Below are 21,429 nucleotides of genomic sequence, written 5' to 3' on the forward strand. Positions count from 1 at the left end.
GGCGATTGTAGCACAAAATCTTTAATGAAAAGGGAGTAAAAATTTTTCTTTTTTTAAATTTATAAAATTTTAAGCCATTAAAATTTATAAATCAAAACTTAAAGCCTTTTTGCGTTGGCATCTATCCATTTTATAAGCCCTGAAATATCATCTAAATCATAATTTGGGCTTAATTTTATTTGCTTTAAATTTGTAGCAAAAGCATTGGCAAAAGGCACAAAACTTTCATCAATTTCATCTCTAAACACACAAATTCTAGGTAATGGCAAGTATTTTAAGCCCTCAACTAGCAAATAATCAAACTCTCCAAAATGCCTTATAATCTCGCCTAATTCATCTTCGCTGCTGTTATTTTGGGTGGAGAATTGTTCTTTTTTAGCATTATGAAGAAGCGAGTTTATGCGCTCCTCGCCTCCAAAAAATCCTTGATTTAAAAAAATGCTTGTGCGTTTTGGGCTTAGCACCGCAACTTGCGCGCCCACATTAAAAAAACGCGTGCTGTCTTTTTGCGGCTCGCCAAAACTAGCCTTATCGCCTGGATCGTGCTTGATAATAGCCACTTTAAAGCCACGCGCAATTAGCTCTTTTGCGATTTTTAAAATAAGCGTGGTTTTACCGCTATTTGAACGCCCACTAAAACAAACCCCAAGCCTTTTCATTTTTGTCCTTTTAAAATTTGGCGCGTATTTTAGCCAATTTAAAGAGTTTTTAAGTCTAATAAAGTAGGCTTTTATGAAATTTTAAAATTTTAAAGGATAATTATGTCGCAAGCAATTTTTAACAAAATAGTTGAAATTTTAAAGGCCAATCAAGCAAATTTTAAAATCATCGAGCATGAGCCTTGCGGTAAATCAGCAGATGTGGCAAAAGTGCGTGGCACAAAGCTAAGTCAAGGTGCTAAGGCTTTGGTTTGCCATGTAAAAAATGAGCAAGAAAAATTTTATGCCTTATGCGTGCTAAATGCCGATAAAAGCGCGGATTTAGACGCCTTAGCAAGGCAGTTAAACGCAAAAAAAGTAAGCCTTGCCAGCCCAAAAGAAGTAAGCGAGCTTAGCGATTGCGTTTTTGGCGCGATACCGCCTTTTAGCTTTAATGAACGACTTAGGCTTTTTGTAGATGCTGGCGTGTTAGAGCGCAATGAGCAAATCGCCTTTAATGCTGGGCTTTTGGAGCGTTCTATCATAATGAGCGCAAATGATTATAAGCGCATCGTGCGCCCTTGCGTGATACATTTTGCTAGCGAGCCTGCGCCAGCCATCACGGATGCGAAATTTTTAAATGGCGAGCTTGTAGGTCTTAAAAAGCTTTTGCGCGATAAAAAAATCGTGCTTGTTTGCCTGCCAAAATTAGGCGAGCATAAAAAGCTCTTAGATGATGAAACAGCTAGTATTTGCGGGCTTAGTGGATGTAGCGATGAATGCGCGCAATACAATAAATTTCACAATGAATTTAAAGCATTAGGATACGAAATAATCGCTCTTAGCACGCTTGATTTTGAAAATGCCAAAAACTTTGGCTTAGCTTTTAATAATTTAGCCATGATAAGTGATAAAAAGCTTGAATTAGCAAAGCCTCTAAGCCTTGAAACTATGAAAACAAAAGACAATAAACACTTTTACCATCGCCAAACTTTAATCATAAAAAACGCAAAAATTATCAAAAGATTTGATCGCATAAGTGAGCCTAGCAAAAATGCCAGCGAGGTTTTGGAGTATTTAAAAAGCTAGCCTTGCTTTAAAGATTAAAATTTATGCTTGCTTAGTAAAATAAATACCACGCATTCATTTACTAAGCAATGCTAATCTAAACCCTAGCCTTTACTAAATCAGCTATCAAAAAGGCAAGCTCTAAGGCTTGATCGGCATTTAGCCTTGGGTCGCATTGTGTTTGGTAGTGGTTTTGAAGCTGATCTTCGCTAATGCCGATACTACCGCCAACGCATTCTGTTACATCTTGGCCTGTCATCTCTAAATGCACGCCACCAGCTACCGTGCCACAAGCCTTATGGATTTCAAAAAACGAACGCACCTCGCGCATAATGGCTGAAAAATCGCGCGTTTTTAATCCGTTTGCGGCCGTTTTGGTATTGCCGTGCATAGGATCAATACTCCATACGATATTTAAGCCTTCTTTTTTTATTTCATTTAAAATTTTCGGCAAATTTTGCTCTAAAAGTTGTGCGCCCATGCGAATTATGATATTTAGCCTGCCGGCGATATTTTGCGGGTTTAGGATATTAGCCAAAGAGATTATATCGCTAGCTGTGGCATTTGGGCCGATTTTACAACCTAGTGGATTTTTAATCCCGCTTAAAAAATGCGTGTGAGCATCATTTACTCCGCGCGTGCGCTCACCAATCCAAAGCATATGCGCACTACAACAATACGGCTCGCCACTTAAACTATCAATGCGCGTAAGTGCTTCTTCATAAGGAAGTAAAAGCGCTTCATGTGATGTATAAAGCGTGGTTTGGCGAAGACTTGGAGAGTTTATAGAGTTTATCCCGCAAGCCTCCATAAAGTCCAAACTTTGAGTAATTGCATCGCTTAGGCTTTTAAATTTTTCATCTAAATTAGAATTTTTCAAAAAGCCTAAATTCCAGCGATGAACCTCGCGCAAATCAGCCAAACCTCCGCTTGAAAAGGCTCTTAATAAATTAAGCGTGCTTGCGCTTTGATAATAAGCTTGAATCATTCTTTGAGGATCTGGCACGCGCGCTTGCTCGTCAAACTCATAGCCATTTATGATATCGCCGCGGTAACTTGGCAAGGTTTTATCGCCTATGGTTTGCGTGTCGCTGCTTCTAGGTTTAGCAAATTGCCCTGCTACGCGCCCTACTTTTACCACAGGGCAACCGCCAGCAAAGGTAAGCACAATGGCCATTTGTAAAAGCACTTTAAAAGTATCACGAATGCCATTTGCGCTGAAATTTTCAAAACTTTCAGCACAATCTCCGCCTTGGAGCAAAAAAGCCTTGCCATCATTTACTAAGGCTAGCCTTTTTTGTAATGATCTAGCCTCGCCAGCAAATACTAGCGGCGGCAAGCTAGCAAGCTTTGTTTCTACGGCTTTTAATGCGTTTTGGTCTGGGTAGGTTGGTTGTTGTAAGATATTAAAATTTCGCCATGAATTTTTTTGCCATTGCATATTTTTATCCTTAATTTTTATAAAATTTGCGATTATATCGATGTTTGCTTATTTTTTTATAAATTTAAGCATTTTATAAGCTGATATTACTAATAAAATTTTATTTAAAATTTAGTTCTTTTAGATTTTTTTTAAGAGAATGCTCCATAGCAATTCTTGCTTTTTGTAGCCAATTCTCATCGCTAGTATCTGCTAAGGCTAAATACTCCACTACTAGCTTACCACGGCGCGTGCTTAGCTTTTTGGTATCTAGCAAATGGCGCGAACCAGCTATTACAATGGGCTGGACTTTAAGCTGTAATTTTTTTGCCAAAATATCAGCGCCTTTATGAAATTTTAAAATACTTTCTCCATCGCTTCTAGTGCCTTCTGGGAAAATCATAATGGGGCGATTTTGGGCGATTTGTTCTTTTGCTTGGCTTAGGATTAAAGCCATTGAGCGCGGATTTTTGCGATCAATTGCTATCATTTTTGGGATTTTTAGCATTTTGCCTATGAAAAATAATTTAGCAATTTCTTTTTTGGCTATCCAGCAAATATCTTTTGGATGAATTTCTTCAAAAATCATTATATCAAGCATACTTTGATGATTTAAAATATAAAGATTTGCGCTTAAATCCAGCTTGCCAATTTCTTTAATCTCATAGCCTAAAATTTTACGCTGAGATTTAGCCCAAGATCTTCTTAAAGAGCGTTGATATTTAGGCAAAACGCACATTATGCTGATTGTGATAACTATGCTAAAAAGTAGCTCTAAAAGCAAAAAAAAGCTAGTAATTTTATTTAAAATTTTCATTTTGCTACTTTAAAATTTTAAGTTTTATTTAATGCGTTGATTTTGTATCCAGCCTATTTTATCATCATCTAATAAAACCTTAGTGTAGTTTTTATAAGTGCCTAGGATTTTTAGATTTTTCTCGTTTTTAATGGTGTAAAAAATGCGGGAGTTTTCCATCGGCAATATTGAAATTTCGGTATTTGGCTTTACTGTTACTTCACTAAAAGGCCTAGCATCATAAAGCGCATAAACGATAAAAATTATGCCTAAAATCAAGCCATAAATTGAGCGCCAAAGCACAAAGCTAAGCAAGCAAACTATGGTAATTGCGTAAATTATGATGCTTTTATATGTGGCAAGTTCGCTAGTTTTTGGGTTTAGGTTCGTTTGGGTGCTAAGATTATCGCCACTAATTTTAATTGGCAAATCAAAACTTTTATAGCTTTTAGAGATGGCGTTGAAGTAGCTAAATTTTATATTTGTTTCATCTTGATTGCTGATTATAAAATAATTTGCGCTCATTGAGCTTATGTCGCCTTTTAAATTTTCAATGCCTTGTTTTTGGTATTTTTTTGGTAAAGAAAACTCACTTAAATTGCCATTTCTTACCTCTAATTTTATTAAAATTAAATTATTTAGCTCGTTAAATTTTGAACTTTTTATGCTTTTTATTATTAATTCATCAGCCACCACATTACAAAAATCATCTTTTGGTTCAAGCGGCGTGATTGCGGGCATTTTGGGTGCTTTACCGCTGCGTTTTACTAGCTCGCCACCTCTTTTCATAACCACAGCGATCTCATCAATGCTTGCATCAAGTGAAGTAAGCTCAAACCACAATCTAGTGGAGTATTCCCCTTGTGCTAGCTCAGTAAAATTAATTTTTTTATTTATCAATTTTGCGCCATTGCTTTTTATAGATAAACTAGGATTTAGCCTTGTAGTACCAGCCATATGCGCTACCACATCTATATAAAATGGCTCATAAACATAAACGCTTTGTGCGCTGGTACTTAATGTAATGTCTAAATCGCCCAAATGTGAGTATTGGTATAATTCATCTTTTGTAGGCTCAGGTTCGTCAGTGCCTAAGATGCCAGAAATTTCACTAACATCAAAATTTAATGGGAGAGAATAATTAGCTGATTTGCTTTGGCTTGAATTATCTGGGTTTGATTGTTTGTAGTTTGTGTTTATTTGCGGGTTAGCTTTTTGGCCTGTTTGTTCGCCTTGCATTAACTCAAAAATGCTTTGTTCATTTGCTAAAAGCGCGCAAGCAAAAACCCACACTAAGCTAAAAATTATTTTTAACAAAGAAAACCTTTTAGCATTTTTAATCCATCATCACCACCTAAAATGCTCTCGCAAGCGCGCTCAGGGTGTGGCATAAGCCCAAAAATATTTTTTGCTTTATCACAAATGCCAGCAATTTGCATTTGTGAGCCGTTTAAATCACAAATATTACCGGCCTTATCGCAATATCTTAATAAAATTTGCTCATTATCTTCTAAGGCTTTTAATGTGATTTTATCAGCATAATAATTGCCCTCGCCGTGAGCTACTGGGATATTTAAAATTTCGCCATTATCGCAAAATTTTAAAAAGGCATTGTTATTTGATATTACTTTAATATGCGTAAATTTGCTAATAAAACTCATACTTTCATTTTTGAGCATAGCCCCTGGCAAAAGTCCTAGCTCTAAAAGCATTTGAAAGCCATTGCAAATACCTAAAATTTTGCCACCTTTTTTAGCGTGCGAGATTACAGCGCTCATAGCTGGGCTAAATTTTGCAATAGCGCCCGTTCGCAAATAATCCCCGTGGCTAAAACCACCAGGCAATACAATTAAATCCGCATTGATATTTGTTTGCGTATGCCAATACACGCTAACATCGCAGCCAAGCAGGCTAAAAGCATATTTGCTATCTTGCTCACAATTCGTGCCAGGGAAAGTAATTATTGCTACTTTAAATGCGCTACTCATCGCCATTCTCTAAAATTTCATAATCTTCAATCACAGGATTTGCTAGCAATTCATCACACATTTTTTTTAGCTCCGCTTTGCTTGGGGTTTGTGTAAAATCTATAATAATTTGCTTGCCAATGCGCACATCTTCTATGCCTTTAAAATTTAGCGAAGTTAGAGCGTGGCGCACTGCCTTGCCAGCAGGATCTAGCACTCCGTCTTTTAAAAATACATTTATTTTAACTTGCATTTTTGTCCTTTTTAAAATTTTATCTTGTGATTTTGAGCGATTAAAACCAAATAATCCCCAACACAAATAAATCCACGCCACCTAGCAAAACAATCCAAACTCAATTTATTTTATATTTTGATAATAAAATATTTTTAAAATTTGCTAGCAATTACCGCCTTTGCCAAGCATTAAGGATTATTTGGCGCTATTATTTATTAAAATTTCTTAGCCTAAAATTCTTTTTAAAACTTCTTCATAAGCTACTTTTATGCTGCCACCATTTATATCTTGGCGGAAAATATCTTTATCCATTTTTTGGCCGGTTTTAATATCCCAAAAGCGACAACTATCAGGGCTAATCTCATCAGCTAGTATTATTTGCCCATCTTTATCGCGCCCAAATTCAATTTTAAAATCTACAAGATTTAAACCCTTGCTAGCAAAAAATGGCTTTAAAATTTCATTGATTTTGCGCGCTTGATCTTTAATATAATTTAAATCTTCTTGCGTGCTTGCATTCAATAAAATCGCGTGTTCATCATTTATAATAGGATCATGCAAGGCATCATCTTTATAGCAAAACTCCACCAAAGCAAAAGGCAAAATTTTGCCCTCGCTAATGCCAAGGCGTTTTGTAAGACTGCCCGTTGCGATATTTCGCACGATTACTTCAAGCGGGATTATCTCGCATTTTTTCACCACTTGCTCGGTATCGCTGATGCTTTGGAGCATATCAGTTTTTATGCCCGCATTCATCAAAAGCTTAAAAATCTCGGTTGAAATTTTATTATTTAGCGCGCCTTTGCCACTTTCATTGCCCCTTTTTGTAGCATCAAAGGCTGTTAAATCGTCTTTAAACTCAGCTATTAATAAATCAGGCTCGCCTAAGACGCTCCACATTTTTTTGCCTTTGCCCTCATAGATCATTTTATCTTTTTGCATTTTTTTCTCCTTGTGGGTTTTCATCTGTTTTTTGTAATTTTTGCATTATTTTGATGGTATCAATAGCTGTTTTTAGCTGAATATCATCATAAATGGCGCTTTGAGTGATTATATTTTTATCATCTTTTATTTTTTCTTTTTTATTTGAAATTTTTTCAAGTTCGCTTTTTAAATGCTGTTTAAGGTCGCTTTCTTTTATATTAAAACCATTATCATCATTTGGCACTTTACCAGGATAAACTAGCACATCAGGGCTAACGCCAACAGCTTGAATAGTGCGCCCGCTTGGCAGATAATACCTTGCCACAGTTAGGCGAATGGCCTCTTTATCATCAACAGCTAGTATCATTTGCACGCTACCCTTGCCAAAGGTATTTTCACCAACTACTATGGCGCGTTTTAAATCTTGCAAAGCACCACTAACTATCTCGCTAGCACTTGCTGAGCCATTATTTACTAGCACGGCCAGGGGCAGATTTGTGATTTTTTTATTAGCCTTTGCCTTGTGAATTTCATTTTTTTCGGTGTTGCGCCCTTTTTGGCTTACTATTACGCCATCATCTACAAATAAATTAGTAAGCTCAACAGCTTGGTTTAATAACCCGCCAGGATTATTTCGCAAATCCAAAATAATTCCCTTTACATTTTTATTTTTATTGATAAATTCTGTAGCTTTTTGCGTTACATGCTCATCAAAATTACTTACGCGCAAATAAAGCAAATTTTCATTTTCTATATGCTTTGCCACGACAGATTCTACTTTAATAATATCTCGCGTGATATCAAATTCCAGCGGTTTTTTCTCGCTTTTGCGAACTATGGTCAGCTTTACATTTGTTTTAGGCTTGCCTCGCATTTTGCTTACGGCCTCATCTGTTGAAATGCCTAATGTAGATTCGCCATTTATGCGCAAAATCACATCGCCAGCTTTTATGCCAGCTTTAAACGCTGGGGTATCATCAATAGGCGAAATAACGGTTAAGGCGCCGTCTTTTACGCCTATTGTTATACCAAGCCCGCCAAACTCACCCGTGGTTTGAATTTGCATTTCTTTAACGCCTTTTTCATCAAGATAGCTTGAATGCGCGTCTAAATTACTAAGTAGGCCTGAGATTGTTTTATCAGCAATTTGTGTGAAATTTAAATCATCTACATAATATTTTTCTACCACAGCCATGGTTTTAGTAAGCTTATTTAATGCTTCTAGGCGTTTTTCTTGCGGAGTTTGCGCGCTTAAATGCGAAAGAATACCTAAGCTAAAAGCCAAAAAAAAGCCAAAAGCTCCAAAAAATGATCTCATAATCTATCCTTTGCCTTACAATAAAGCGCGCATTTTACAAAAAACAAACTAAATTTATAGTAAATTTTGCCTTAATCTACTCTCTAAAATTTGTAAATTTTAAAATTTTATTAGCACTCTAATAATATAAGTGCTAAATTTTATCAAAAACCTTGACAAAGATAGACTAAAGTTATATAATGCGCGCCTTATAAAGCTTAAAGGAGAAAACATGGCAAATATCTTAGAAATTTTAACTAATCAAACACGCTCTATGCTTGATAATTCAGCATCGCTAGCCATTAGTAGCAAGCACGCTCAAATCACTAGCTTGCACTTTTTATGGGCGATAGTTAGTGATTCAAGTTCTGTGCTAAATCAAATTTTTAATAAATTTGATGTTAGTAAAGAAGCGATTTTGCTTGATATTAAATCGCAAATCGCAAATATGCCAACCAGCTCAAATGTAGATAAAAACAACATGCAAATAAGCCAAGAATTGCTTAGTAGCCTAGAAAAAGCGCGCGCATTAATGCTTGAATTAAACGACAGCTACATAGCACTTGATACTTGGATTATCAGTAATCTTGATAGCGAACCACTCAATAGCACCTTAAAAAAATACATAGATTTAAGCGAATTAAAAAAAGAACTTCAAGCTTTAAGAGCTGGCGCTAAAATAACTAGCCAAAGCGGCGATGAAACGCTTGATAGCTTAAATAAATTTGGCGTGGATTTATGCAAAAAAGCACTTGATGGAGAGCTTGATCCTGTAATAGGCAGAGATGAAGAAATTACGCGTATGATGCAAATTTTAATACGCAAAACAAAAAATAACCCTATTTTATTAGGTGAGCCTGGCGTTGGCAAAACGGCTATTGTAGAGGGTTTGGCGCAGTTAATCGTAAAAAAACAAGTGCCAACAAGTCTTGCAAATAAAAAAGTAGTAGCCCTTGATATGAGCGCATTAATAGCAGGCTCTAAATACCGTGGGGAATTTGAAGATCGCCTTAAAGCCGTAATTGATGAAGTAAAAAAAGCTGGTAATATAATATTATTTATAGATGAAATTCACACCATCGTAGGCGCTGGTGCTAGTGAGGGCAGTATGGACGCTGCAAATATCCTAAAACCAGCACTTGCGCGCGGAGAATTACACACAGTTGGTGCTACCACGCTTAAAGAATACCGCAAATATTTTGAAAAAGACGCTGCCTTACAGCGTAGATTTCAGCCAGTAAATGTAAAAGAGCCAAGCGTAAATGAAGCCTTACAAATACTTCGCGGGATCAAAGATCGCTTAGAGGTCCACCATAGCGTAAGAATAGCAGATAGCGCGCTAGTAGCAGCTGCTAAGCTAAGCGATCGCTATATTAGCGGGCGATTTTTGCCTGATAAGGCTATTGATTTAATAGATGAAGCAGCCTCTGAGCTAAAAATGCAAATAGAAAGCGAGCCATTTGAGCTTTTACGCATTAAAAGAGAAATAGAAACTCTAAGCGTAGAAAAAGAAGCCCTAAAAATGGAAAATAATGCTAAAAACGATGAAAGATTAGCCCAAATCGAAAAACAAAGCGCCGATTTAAATGAAAAGAAAAATACCTTAACCGCGAGATTTGAAAACGAAAAAGCTGTATTTAATGCTATTAGCGAGAATAAAAAAAGCATAGACAGCCTAAAAAACGAAGCCGAGCTAGCAAAAAGAGCTAGCAATTTTGAAAAAGCAGCTGAGATAGAGTATTCTAAAATCCCATCAGCGCAAGCCAAAATTACAGAGCTAGAAGCAAAATGGGAACAAATGAAAAAAGATGGAGTTTTGCTTAAAAATGAAGTTGATGAGGATTTAGTGGCTGAAATTTTAAGTAAATGGACTGGCATTAGCGTGCGCAAAATGCTAACTAGCGAACAAGAAAAATATTTAAATATAAAAGAATATTTAAGGCAAAGCGTAGTTGGACAAGATGATGCCCTAGATGCGCTTTCAAGGGCTATCAAACGCAATAAAGCAGGACTTAGTAGCCTTTCAAGGCCAATAGGTAGCTTTTTATTTTTAGGCCCAACTGGGGTTGGCAAAACCCAAAGCGCAAAGGCCTTGGCGAAATTTTTATTTGATGATGAGCGAGCGCTCGTTCGCTTTGATATGAGCGAATATATGGAAAAACACAGCGTATCAAGGCTACTTGGTGCGCCTCCAGGATATGTTGGGTATGATGAGGGTGGACAATTAAGCGAGGCCGTGCGCCGTAAGCCTTATAGCGTGCTTTTATTTGATGAAATAGAAAAAGCGCACGCTGATGTGTTTAACATACTTTTAGGGATTTTAGATGATGGGCGAGCAACTGATAATAAAGGCGTAACGGTTGATTTTAAAAACACAATAATTATCCTAACAAGCAATATCGCAAGCTCTATAATTAGCGAATTGAGCGGGCAAAATCAAAAAAATGAGCGAGAAATTGCCGTTAAAGCTGAGCTTAAAAATTACTTTAAGCCTGAGTTTATAAATCGCCTTGATGATATAATTATTTTTAATCCCTTGGGTCAAACTCAGCTTTGTAATATCGTGGATATAATGTTTAAAGACTTACAAGCCGTGCTAAATAATCGTGGCATAAAAGCAAACCTAGATGAAAGCGCAAAAGAGCTAATCGCAAAAGCTGGCTTTGAGCCTGTTTATGGGGCTAGACCGCTTAGACGCGCGCTTTATGAATTAGTTGAGGATAAATTAGCTAATATGATTTTAAAAGGCGAGCTTGAAAACGGCGATGATATTAAAATAAGCGCCAAAGATGATGAAATAATCATCACTAAATAATTATTTTCTTAGGCAGTTTTAACTAATTTTTAGCTAAAACTGCTTTTAAATTTTAAAATTTCTAAAATTTTAGTATTTCAAAAATTTCACAATATTTTTACATTTTATATAAAGTTTTTTGTTTGCTTGCCGATTTATGCGATATTTAAAATTTCAAAGCGCGATGTGCAATTTATTTAGCTTGCGCTTTTTAAGTAGCACAAAGTTAAAGCTACCACAAAGGATAAAAAATGAATATAAGCTCACTAACTACGCACACGCTAAACATACAAACTAATTATAAATTACCAAAAATTGATCCAAACACTCCCTTGCAGCAAATAAAACAAGGTGAAAATATCAATAGACTTGGCGATAAAATAGAGCCTTGTGATTATCATAACTTTTATTATGGTGACATAAATACAATCCAAAAATATTGCTCAAAGACATACACCAAAGAAGAAGCATTAGATAAGTTTATGGTTAGTCAAACACTAAGCATCTTAAATGGTTTTTTATATAAAACAACATTTGGTTTCTCAGATATGCTCGTTGCTGAGGATGTATTTAAAACAAGAAGGGGTACATACATAGAGGACTGTTATTACCCAACATTTGACAATGGATATTTTATGGAAGCAGACTATTATGAGTATTATCAAATCCCACATGAAACCTATCTAAACTCTTATGCAAACTCAAATTTAATTAATACAAAATTTGGCAAGGCTGAGATATTTTTGGATTTAGCTGACAATGATGGTATTTTTAGCAAAAATACTCAGCTTTTTTATTTTGATAGCGATGGTAATGGCTTTGTAGATGAAAACGATACATATGTTGGCACTCTTAGCAAAAACGCTCAGCTTTTTAGATTTGATAGCGATGGCAATGGCTTTGTAGATAAAAATGATATGTATTTTGATAAATTAAAAATAAGAGCTTATGATAAAGATGGTAATAAAATCATCAAAAAACTTGGCGATGTGGTTGATAGCATAGATTTAAAAGAATTTATAGATAGCAAAGAAAATGCCATTAAAAAATTTAAAGCAACAAAGGATAACTACAAAGATATGGATATATATGAGAGATGCTTACAAAGAGTAAAAGATTATAATCCATATCATATGTTTAAAGCTGAGGTAAGATATGAAAGTATGAATGATGATGATATAAAAGAGCTTGCAAAACTAGCTGATAAAGATGGCTGGATACAAATCAAACCAAAGCGTAATGCTGATGGCGAATATTACGGGCTTACTGGGCTTGCTTATGCCAAACAAGGTGTTGATGGAAATTATAGATTAGAAGAGCTAGGCTTTGCTATCGGTCGTGGAAGAACTACAAATTTTAGCTTGAATAACGAATACGACATTTTAAATAACAAGGTTACTTGGAGAGATGAAGATGTCGATTCTTATCAAAATCAGCAATACACTAGATTTATAAACTTATATAATGATTACATGAATGAGATTAACAATAAAAATAAATATTTAAGCACACTTGATGATGAAACAAGGGCAAAATACCAAAATGTAAAATCAGCCGTTATGTTATCAGCAGAGCGTGATTTTACCGCTGCAACTGGCTTAAAATTTAGCCTAGAAAATCTCCAAAAAGTAAAAGATAGCTTTGAAACAGATAAAAAAGCCGCAGCAAATATGCTAATAGATACAGATTCGCTAACTGCTATAAGAATAAATGAAAACGGCACTTTTACGCTTAGATTTAATAGCGGCAGAGAAATAAATGTAAGCAAGCTTTACAAAGACAGCGGCAAGGCTTTTAACGAGGCATTAAATGTAAATGCTGATTTTATGGATGAAAAAGAGCTAAATGAAAAAATAGATTTAAGCGTGAGCGTGGTTAAAATCAAAAATGAAACCACAGGCAAATTAGAAGAAAAATCCCTAAAAGATTTAGGCGTGGAGCTAATCCAAAAAACCACAAACGGCAAGCTTTTTATCCTTAGAACCAAAGAGGGCAAAAGCATAGTTGTAAATCAAATTTACACCAAAACGCAAAATGAAGCACAAAACAGCCAAAACGCCCAAAGCGTCATAGATGAAAAAGAGAAATTTTATCCAAAGCCACTTAAAATTTGGGCTTAAAAGATAGCGGGATTAAAATTTTAATTTAAACCCGTGATGAATTAAAATTTAAGTTTAAATATCGCGCCAAATTAAAAATCGATTAGCTTAAAATTTACTTAATCTAGTGAAATTAAAATTTAAAATTTAAGTTAATTTTTAGCGTGGTGATTGCTTTTTGCCACGCTTATATTAAAATTTAAGATTAAAATTTATTTAAAAATTTCTTTATTTTTTGGATTAGATTTAAAAATATCGGCGCTTTTTTGCACCTCATCGCTGGTTTTAGCTGGTGGGAGCGAAAGATTTACTAGTAAGGTTGTTTTATCAATGCTAATGCGCAAAACCCCGCTAAAATCTATACTAACGCTTGAACAAAAATTTTCCTCCCCAAAACTTGTCTCAAAAATCAAACTTTCATTTATAAGTTTTGCGCTACTTAGCCCATAACCGCTAAGAGCAAAAAGCGCTACTTCATTTGTGAGTTTTAAATGCTCTGGCAAGGGCGGATTAAAGCGCACAAAGTTCATATTTACTAACACATCAAAACTTTCATTTTTGCTTAAAATCAGCTCAAAGCACTCTCTAACATGGCGTTGCATTAAGCTTACAAATTCCTTGCTAGCTACAAAATCATCACCCATTTTATCCCCTTAACTCCATAAACTCATCGACTAATTTTTGAATTTCATTTATACCGATTTGCCAAAAATCCTTACTTTCTATATCAAAGCCAAACATCGCCACCATATCTTTTGGAGATTTTGAGCCACCAAGAGATAAAAACTCAGTATAAACCCCGTTAAAATCAGCAAGTTCGCCACTTTTATAAAGTCCATAAATTGCAAGCACCAAAAGCTGAGCATAAGAATAAGCATAACAATAAAATGGCGAATGAATAAAATGTGGTATATAACTCCACCAAATCCCGTAATATTCATTTAATTTAAGAGAGTCCCCAAACATCTTGCGTGAATGTTTTAGCCAAATTTCACTAAGTTCATCGCTGCTTAATTCCCCGCTAATCGCGTGTATTTCACGCTCAAAGGTGGTAAAGTTTATTTGCCTATAAAGCGTTGCAAAAATATCTTCAAGTTTTGCGCCAATTATTGCGCGTTTTGTGTTGTTATTTGCTTGATCTTTAATGCGTTCAAATACCAGCATCTCGCAAAACACCGATGCGGTCTCAGCCGTAGTAAGTGGCGTATGCGAGCTAAGATAGCCGGCTTTATAGCTTAAAAACTGATGAATGCTATGGCCTAACTCGTGCGCTAAGGTGTAAATATCACGGCGTTTATTTGTGTAATTTAACAATATAAAAGGATGTAAGCTACTTACACTTGAATGACTAAATGCGCCATTTACTTTATTAGTAGCTGGCATTACATCGCACCAGCCGTGTTTTAGCCCGTGTTCTGCTATCTTGCCAAACTCATCATCAAAATCATAAAAAGCATTTAAAACTATCTTTTTAGCATCTTCAAAACTAAAATATTCATCATCATCACTAAGCGGAGCGTATCTATCATAATCATACAACTCTTCAAATCCTAAAATTTCACGCTTTGTAGCATAATATTTAATAGGCAAATCAAAGCTCGCCTCGCTAGCTTCAATTAGCGCATCAACGCTTTGCTTGCTGATTTGATTGCTTAAATCCCTAGCACTTTGTGGATATTCATAACCTCTAAGCTCGCGCTCATTGCGTAAATCTGCGCGAATTATATTTAAAATATAAGTAAGCAAATGTAAATTACTCTCCAAGCCTTTTGATAGGCTAAGTGCTGCATCTTTTCGCTCATCGCGTTTTGGGCTACTTAATTTTGCTAGCACCAATTCTTCGCTTAAACTATGCCCTCTATAATCAAAACGCATCCTAGCCATACTTTCATCAAAAAGGCGAGAAAATGCGTTTGCGCCAGTATTTGCCGTGCGTAAAAGTATGCGCTCTTCGCTCAGGCTTAATTCATATTTTTTTTGCTTGGCTGAATTGCTTAAATAATATTCATAGCCTTTTGTTTGCTCTATTAAATCTTCTTGTTTTTGTTTTGGCAAGGCGTTAAATTCAAGCATAAAAAAGAGCAAATTTTCTTCAATCTTTGTAACTCTATCTTCAAAATGCGCTAAAATTGCGCCCTTGCTAGTATCTTTGCTAAACATTAAATGAGCATAACTTAGCACCTTCGCTACGCTTTCGTTTAAAATTTCATATTCTGCTATTGCTTCATCAAATTTTTCTTGGCTTAATGCGTAAAGTTGCTTTTCGTATTGTTGCTTAAAATTAGCACTTTTGCTTTCTAATTCATCGCAAAAGCCATTAGCACCATCTTGGCTAGCAAAAAACTCGCCCAAATCCCATTCATACATTATCTAATCCTTTAATTAGCAAAAATTGTGAAATTATAGCAAAAAACACGCTAAACGCGCCAAGAAAATACACGCATTAAAATTTGCTTAAATTTTAATACTAGAAATTTTATGATTTTAAAAAGCTGTGTTTAAGCTAATTTAGCTAAATTCCGCCCTTTATTTTAAAATTTGCTGAGGATAAAAATGCAAAAAGATGTGGTGATTTTACTAAATATGGGCGCGCCAAATGATTTAAGCGAGGTAGAAATTTTTTTAAAAAATATGTTTAATGATGAATATATTTTGCCTATTAAAAGCCCAAAAATTCGCTCTTTTGTAGCCAATCTAATCACTAAAATACGAAGCAAAAAAACTAAAAAAATCTACGAAACCCTAGGTGGCAAATCACCGATGGTAGCCATAACGCAACGACTAATTACTAAATTAAATTTTGTCCAACAAGATTTTGTTTTTGATTATGCTATGCGCTACACAACGCCTTTTGTAAATGAAATTTTACCAAAATATAAAAATGCTAAAAGCATAACTCTTTTTGCGCTTTATCCGCATTATTCGCAAACCACCGTGCTTTCAAGCTATGATGATGCCCTAAAAGCAGCTAGCGAGCAAGGCATAGAAATTTCAAAAAAAATCGAACCATTTTATAAAGATGATGAGTTTAACACAGCTATCGCAAGCTCGATAAAATCAAGCCTTAACGATACAAAAAGCGCGCATTTAGTTTTTAGTGCGCATTCTTTGCCAAAAAAAATGATAGAAAATGGCGATTTATATGAAAAGCACATCAACGAACACATAGAACTACTTAGTAAAAAGCTTGATTTTAAGGGCATTCATTTAGCTTATCAAAGCCATTTAGGACCAGTAAAGTGGCTTGAACCAAATATTTCAAAGGTGCTTGATGGGTTAAAGGGCGAGCGCGTGGTTATTTATCCGCTTAGCTTTTGTATTGATTGCTCTGAGAGTGATTATGAGCTAGAAATTTTATATCGTGCTTATGCAAAAAAAATAGGCATTAGCGAATATATCGTGGTTAAAGCCCTAAATGATAGCACGGATTTTATGCGTTATATTTTAAATAAATTAAAGCAAACTAATGCCTCTAAGTAATCTTAACCAAGAGCAATTAGCAGCAGCTAGTGCTAGTGCTGGGCATAATCTAATAATCGCATCAGCAGGCACTGGCAAAACTAGCACCATAGTAGCGCGCATAGGATATTTGCTAAACTCTGGCATAAAGCCTGAGCGCATTTTGCTTTTAACCTTTACAAATAAAGCCGCTACTGAGATGATGGAGCGACTTAATAAAAAATTTCCCAAAAGCATTACAAATAAAGTGCTTGCTGGCACCTTTCACGCCATTTCTTATAAATTGCTTAAATCTATGAATAAAAACATAATCTTAAAACAACCCAGCGAACTAAAAACCTTGCTAAAAAGCCTGGTAAATGCTAGGCAGTTTCATCATTTAAGCGAGCTTAGTGCTTATGGCGGGGCATATTTGTATGATATTTTTTCGCTTTTTACAAATAGCGCGCTTGATATTAGCTTTAAAGAATGGTTTAGCCAAAAAAACCAAGACCAAGCAGTATTTGCTGATATTTATGAGGATATTTTGCGTGAGTTTGAAAGCGAAAAGGCGCGTTTTGGCTATGTGGATTTTAATGATTTATTGCTCAAAATGCGCACAGAGCTTAAAAACGAAAATGCGCCAAGTTTTGATGAAATTTTAGTAGATGAATACCAAGATACAAATTCCTTACAAAGCTCGCTAATTGATGCTTTTAATTCAAAAAGCCTTTTTTGCGTGGGCGATTTTGATCAAAGCATTTATGCCTTTAATGGCGCAAATATCGAAATAATCGGCTCTTTTAAGCATAGATATAAAGATGCTAAAATTTATACCCTAAATACAAATTACAGAAGTAGTGCTAAAATTTTAAAGCTAGCAAACCGCGTGATATCCATAAATCCACGCCTTTATGAAAAAGAGCTTAAAGTAAGCAGAATTGGCGAGTTTAAATCCCCTCAGCTTTTAGTTTATAACGAGCTAATCTCACAATACAAAGGCATAGCTCAAATAATAAAAGATTCAAAATACGATAAAAGCGATATAGCCGTAATTTTTCGCAATAATTCAAGTGCTGATGGCATAGAAATAGCTCTAAAAGAATTAGGTATAAGCTCAAAACGCCGTGGTAGTGGTAGTTTTTTTGATAGCTTAGAAATCAAAGCTCTTATTTGCTTGCTTGCTTTAAGCCTAAATGGGCGCGATATAATGAGCTTTATAGAGATTTTTGGCTACGCAAAAGGCGTAGGCGAAGCTAAGGCTAAACAAATTTTTGATTTGCTTAGCCAGCTTGGCGATGGAGATATGCGCTTAGGGCTTTTATGCCCGAATCAAAACGCAAGATTAACGCATAAAAGGCGCAAAAATTACGAACTTGGGCTTTTTGATGATATGCTAGATTATCAAAATGCTACAAATATCGATGAAAGCGCATTTAACGCAAATTTTAAAGGTCATCAAATTTTAAATTACCTAAACCAAAACGGGGCTAATTTTTTAAATGATCTCTACTGCCTTTTAGCCAGCCTCAAAAACACAACAAACACGCAAAACGCCATAAACACAGCCATCAATTCACGCATTTATGCTAATATCGCACAATTTTTAGCCCATAAAAAAGCCCTGCGAAAAAACTTCACCCTAAATGAAGAAGCCAAACAACAAGCTTATGAAAACATCATCACAAGGGCTAAAAGCCTAGCTCTTATTAGCAATACTTATAAAGAGCTTGCTAGTTTTTATAATTTTTTAGTGCTTGGCAAGAGTGAGTTAAATAGTGGTAATGGGGTGAATTTATTAAGCGTGCATTCAAGCAAGGGCTTGGAATTTGGGCAAGTTTTTGTGATTGATTTAGCAAATACGCGCTTTCCAAACTTGCGTTTAATGGCACAAGGCGGGAGTTTAGAAGAAGAGCGCAGGCTTTTTTATGTAGCAGTTACAAGAGCAAAAGATGAGCTTTATTTAAGTTACGCAAAATACGATAAAAACGGCAAAACTAGCTTTGAAGCAAGCCAATTTATTCAAGAAGCTGGTTTTGTGATTGAATAAATTTTAAAAGCGCGTTTAAAATTTAAAATAAATTAACATTAAAATTTCACTTTAAAATTTTAAAAAATTTACTTAAAAACTTAACTTTTTTAAATTTTTTTAGCTAAAATCCAAAAATTTTTTAAAGGCAAATAATGAAAAAAATTTTTAAAAGCTTCAAAAAAATCGCAATCAGCATAAGCGATGCCCTAAAATACGCTGATTTTAGCTACTCAAACAGCACAAACGCTACGGGCGATACCCAGCTAAAATTAGACATATTAAGCGATGAAATAATCACAAAAAAACTCTCAAAACTAAAATGCATAAAAGCCCTAATCAGCGAAGAAAAACAAAACGCCCTACAACTAGAAAATAGCGGCAAATACATCATCGCTTACGATCCACTTGATGGCAGTTCGCTTGTAGATGTTAATTTTGCCGTAGGCTCGATTTTTGGCATTTATAAAAACGAATTATGCCCGCAAAATTTGATCGCTAGCGCATATATCATCTATGGACCGCGCACTGAATTAGTGCTGTGTAAGAAAAAAGCCTTATTATTTAGATTAAATAAAAAAGGAAAATTTAGCCTTGTGCGCGAATTAAAATTAAACGAAAAAGGCAAGCTAAATGCCACAGGTGGCACACAAAAAGCTTGGGAGCAAAAGCACGCTATGCTTATAAAATCGCTATTTGATGAAGGTTACCGCCTAAGATATAGTGGCGCGATGGTTAGCGATTTGCATCAAATTTTATTAAAAGGTGGCGGGCTTTTTAGCTATCCACGCAGTGCTGATGCGCCAAATGGCAAGCTTAGATTGGCATTTGAAATTTTACCTTTTGCGTGGATTTTTGAGCACGCAAATGGCGCAACTAGCGATGGCTCAAATGATAGTTTATTTGATTTAGACCTAAAAACCCCGCACCAAACTAGCCCTTGTTATTTTGGCTCAAAATACGAAATCAATAAGGTAAAACAATGCCTACGCTAAACTCTAATGAAAATTTTAAAGCAAATCAAAATAGCTCTTTAAATATAAATGAGCCAGAAAGTGCCATAGATGAAAAAGCAAAATATTTTAGCCTTGATTTAGAAAATAAAACCAAAGAACTAAAACAATGCCAAGCAGAGCATAATCTAAACTCTTGCTTGCCCTGCTCGCAGCTTTTAGCATGTAAAAAGCGCAATGCTTATGTAAAAGCAGCCTTTGATAAAATGTGTCAAGGCGAGGATAGAGGATTTATTTTTTAAAATTTAAACAAATTTTAATGTTTAAATTTTAACACCCGCCCCAAAAAGCTAGAAATTTTAAATATTTACACGCAAAAAGGATAATAATGCAACAACACAGACCATTTTGGAGTTCGCGCTTTACTTATGTGTTAGCAGTAGCTGGCGCGACTGTTGGCTTTGGAGCTACTTGGCGTTTTCCTTATTTAGTAGGGCAAAACGGCGGCGGCGCGTATGTGCTAGTTTTTATTGTAGCGATGATATTAATTGGCATACCGATGTTGCTTGTAGAAAATGCCATCGGGCGAAGAATGCAAGTAAATGCTGTTGATGCTTTTGGTGGCAAAGTAAATGGGCGCGAAATTAGCAAATATTGGCGCATTGTAGGATATGGCGGCCTTGTGGGTGCTTTTGGCATTATGGCTTATTATATGGTAATTGGCGGCTGGGTGCTTGATTATATTTATAGCATTTTGCTTGGTGATTTAAAAATTGGCAAGGGCATTTTAAGTGCTGAGCAAACAAGCAGTTTTTATGAAAAAAACATAAACAATTCACCGCTTGAAATTGGCATTTTTACCTTTATTTTTGTGGTTATAAATTATATTATTTTAATTAACGGCGCGGTTAAGGGCATAGAGCGCGCAGCAAAATACCTGATGCCACTTTTGTTTTTGCTAATGCTTGGAATGGTTGGGCGCAATTTAAGCTTAGATGGCGCGCTAGAAGGAACGATTTATTATTTAAAGCCAGATTTTTCTAAGATTAACACAAAACTTTTTATAGATGTTTTGGGGCAGGTTTTCTTTGCTCTTTCGCTTGGTTTTGCTACTATAATCACGCTTTCAAGCTTTGTTAAAAAAGATGAAAGCCTAGTTCAAACCTCCATAATCACAGGCATTTTAAATACCGCAATAGCCGTGCTTGCTGGATTTATGATCTTCCCATCGCTTTTTACCTTTGGTATAGAGCCAAACTCAGGGCCTAGCTTGGTATTTAAGAGCTTGCCGATAGTCTTTTCGCATATGTTTGCTGGTGATTTTGTAGCGGTGGCATTTTTTAGCTTATTGATGATAGCTGCGCTTACTACATCTTTGCCTATTTATGAAGCAATTATTACAGTGCTTGAAGAAAAAAGCACGCTAAGCCGTAAAAATTGCATTCTAATCGTGCTTGGCGGGATTTTTATTCTAGGCAATATTCCTAGTTTATTGGCCACAAATATATTAGCTGATATTAGCATTTTTGGTAAAAATATTTTTGATGCTTATGATGCGATTTCGGCTAATATTTTCTTTGTGCTTACTTCATTGCTTTGTGCGATATTTGTCGGCTGGGTGCTAAAAGACGAGGCTAAGGCTGAAATTTTAAGAGGTAGCCAAAAATATGCTAAATTAGTAGATATTTGGTTTTTTTATGTTAAATACATTATTCCTTTTATCGTTTTAATCGTATTTATCAGCAGTTTTTATGATAATTTTATAAAGTAG

General features: G+C 35.5%; 18 protein-coding genes. 8 read left to right on the top strand and 10 right to left on the bottom strand.

The window, feature by feature from the left end; translation table 11 throughout:
* Positions 1-98 precede the first annotated feature (98 nt).
* A complete protein-coding gene (locus CINF_RS05735) occupies positions 99-659 on the bottom strand; it encodes a molybdopterin-guanine dinucleotide biosynthesis protein B (RefSeq protein WP_179974828.1) in 561 nt (186 codons plus the stop codon).
* A 102-nt stretch (positions 660-761) separates the two neighbouring features.
* Here CINF_RS05735 and CINF_RS09140 point away from each other — a divergent pair, with 102 nt between their 5' ends.
* Entirely contained in the window at positions 762-1,727 is a 966-nt protein-coding gene (locus tag CINF_RS09140) for a YbaK/EbsC family protein (RefSeq protein ID WP_179974829.1), read from the top strand.
* A gap of 76 nt (positions 1,728-1,803) precedes the next feature.
* Here CINF_RS09140 and CINF_RS05745 read toward each other — a convergent pair whose 3' ends face one another.
* The 7 genes from CINF_RS05745 to CINF_RS05775 all read right to left on the bottom strand — a co-directional run bounded on the left by CINF_RS05745 (position 1,804) and on the right by CINF_RS05775 (position 8,366).
* Positions 1,804-3,147 (bottom strand): class II 3-deoxy-7-phosphoheptulonate synthase, encoded by a 1,344-nt coding sequence (locus tag CINF_RS05745; RefSeq protein ID WP_178695397.1) that lies wholly within the window; start codon positions 3,145-3,147, stop codon positions 1,804-1,806.
* 100 nt (positions 3,148-3,247) lie between these two features.
* Complete coding sequence (locus CINF_RS05750; RefSeq protein ID WP_179974830.1) at positions 3,248-3,943, bottom strand: lysophospholipid acyltransferase family protein; 696 nt, start codon at positions 3,941-3,943, stop codon at positions 3,248-3,250.
* A gap of 24 nt (positions 3,944-3,967) precedes the next feature.
* Positions 3,968-5,239, bottom strand: a complete 1,272-nt coding sequence (locus CINF_RS05755; protein WP_179974831.1) for a hypothetical protein — start codon at positions 5,237-5,239, stop codon at positions 3,968-3,970.
* Entirely contained in the window at positions 5,233-5,910 is a 678-nt protein-coding gene (gene purQ, locus CINF_RS05760; RefSeq protein WP_179974832.1) for a phosphoribosylformylglycinamidine synthase I, read from the bottom strand. Before purQ ends, CINF_RS05755 begins: the two co-directional genes overlap by 7 nt.
* On the bottom strand, positions 5,903-6,142 hold the full coding sequence (gene purS, locus CINF_RS05765; RefSeq protein WP_178695405.1) for a phosphoribosylformylglycinamidine synthase subunit PurS: 240 nt from the start codon (positions 6,140-6,142) through the stop codon (positions 5,903-5,905). The genes purQ and purS overlap by 8 nt, the downstream gene beginning before the upstream one ends.
* A gap of 207 nt (positions 6,143-6,349) precedes the next feature.
* Entirely contained in the window at positions 6,350-7,066 is a 717-nt protein-coding gene (gene purC, locus CINF_RS05770) for a phosphoribosylaminoimidazolesuccinocarboxamide synthase (protein ID WP_178695407.1), read from the bottom strand.
* Positions 7,053-8,366 carry a S41 family peptidase gene (locus tag CINF_RS05775; protein WP_179974833.1) on the bottom strand — a complete coding sequence of 438 codons (1,314 nt, stop codon included), beginning with the start codon at positions 8,364-8,366 and terminating at the stop codon, positions 7,053-7,055. Before CINF_RS05775 ends, purC begins: the two co-directional genes overlap by 14 nt.
* 211 nt (positions 8,367-8,577) lie before the next feature.
* Between CINF_RS05775 and CINF_RS05780 the strand changes: the two genes are divergently transcribed.
* Both CINF_RS05780 and CINF_RS05785 read left to right on the top strand, forming a co-directional pair.
* A complete protein-coding gene (locus tag CINF_RS05780) occupies positions 8,578-11,160 on the top strand; it encodes an ATP-dependent Clp protease ATP-binding subunit (protein WP_179974834.1) in 2,583 nt (860 codons plus the stop codon).
* A 230-nt stretch (positions 11,161-11,390) separates the two neighbouring features.
* Positions 11,391-13,259, top strand: coding sequence for a hypothetical protein (locus CINF_RS05785; protein WP_179974835.1), 1,869 nt, complete (start codon positions 11,391-11,393; stop codon positions 13,257-13,259).
* Between the two features lie 191 nt (positions 13,260-13,450).
* Here CINF_RS05785 and CINF_RS05790 read toward each other — a convergent pair whose 3' ends face one another.
* Together CINF_RS05790 and CINF_RS05795 are read right to left on the bottom strand one after the other, a co-directional pair.
* Positions 13,451-13,882, bottom strand: coding sequence for a hypothetical protein (locus tag CINF_RS05790; protein ID WP_179974836.1), 432 nt, complete (start codon positions 13,880-13,882; stop codon positions 13,451-13,453).
* A 1-nt stretch (position 13,883) separates the two neighbouring features.
* Entirely contained in the window at positions 13,884-15,605 is a 1,722-nt protein-coding gene (locus CINF_RS05795; protein WP_179974837.1) for a M3 family oligoendopeptidase, read from the bottom strand.
* A 186-nt stretch (positions 15,606-15,791) separates the two neighbouring features.
* On the opposite strand from CINF_RS05795, the gene hemH reads away from it, so the two are divergent.
* The 5 genes from hemH to CINF_RS05820 all read left to right on the top strand — a co-directional run bounded on the left by hemH (position 15,792) and on the right by CINF_RS05820 (position 21,429).
* Positions 15,792-16,718 carry a ferrochelatase gene (hemH, locus tag CINF_RS05800; RefSeq protein ID WP_179974838.1) on the top strand — a complete coding sequence of 309 codons (927 nt, stop codon included), beginning with the start codon at positions 15,792-15,794 and terminating at the stop codon, positions 16,716-16,718.
* Positions 16,705-18,726: an ATP-dependent helicase gene (locus tag CINF_RS05805; RefSeq protein WP_179974839.1), complete on the top strand. Its 2,022-nt coding sequence runs from the start codon at positions 16,705-16,707 to the stop codon at positions 18,724-18,726. Before hemH ends, CINF_RS05805 begins: the two co-directional genes overlap by 14 nt.
* A 134-nt stretch (positions 18,727-18,860) precedes the next feature.
* Positions 18,861-19,700, top strand: a complete 840-nt coding sequence (locus CINF_RS05810; protein WP_179974840.1) for a class 1 fructose-bisphosphatase — start codon at positions 18,861-18,863, stop codon at positions 19,698-19,700.
* Positions 19,688-19,960 (top strand): hypothetical protein, encoded by a 273-nt coding sequence (locus tag CINF_RS05815; protein ID WP_179974841.1) that lies wholly within the window; start codon positions 19,688-19,690, stop codon positions 19,958-19,960. The genes CINF_RS05810 and CINF_RS05815 overlap by 13 nt, the downstream gene beginning before the upstream one ends.
* 86 nt (positions 19,961-20,046) lie before the next feature.
* Positions 20,047-21,429 carry a sodium-dependent transporter gene (locus CINF_RS05820; protein ID WP_179974842.1) on the top strand — a complete coding sequence of 461 codons (1,383 nt, stop codon included), beginning with the start codon at positions 20,047-20,049 and terminating at the stop codon, positions 21,427-21,429.

The organism is Candidatus Campylobacter infans, from assembly GCF_013416015.1.
Lineage (GTDB): Bacteria > Campylobacterota > Campylobacteria > Campylobacterales > Campylobacteraceae > Campylobacter > Campylobacter infans.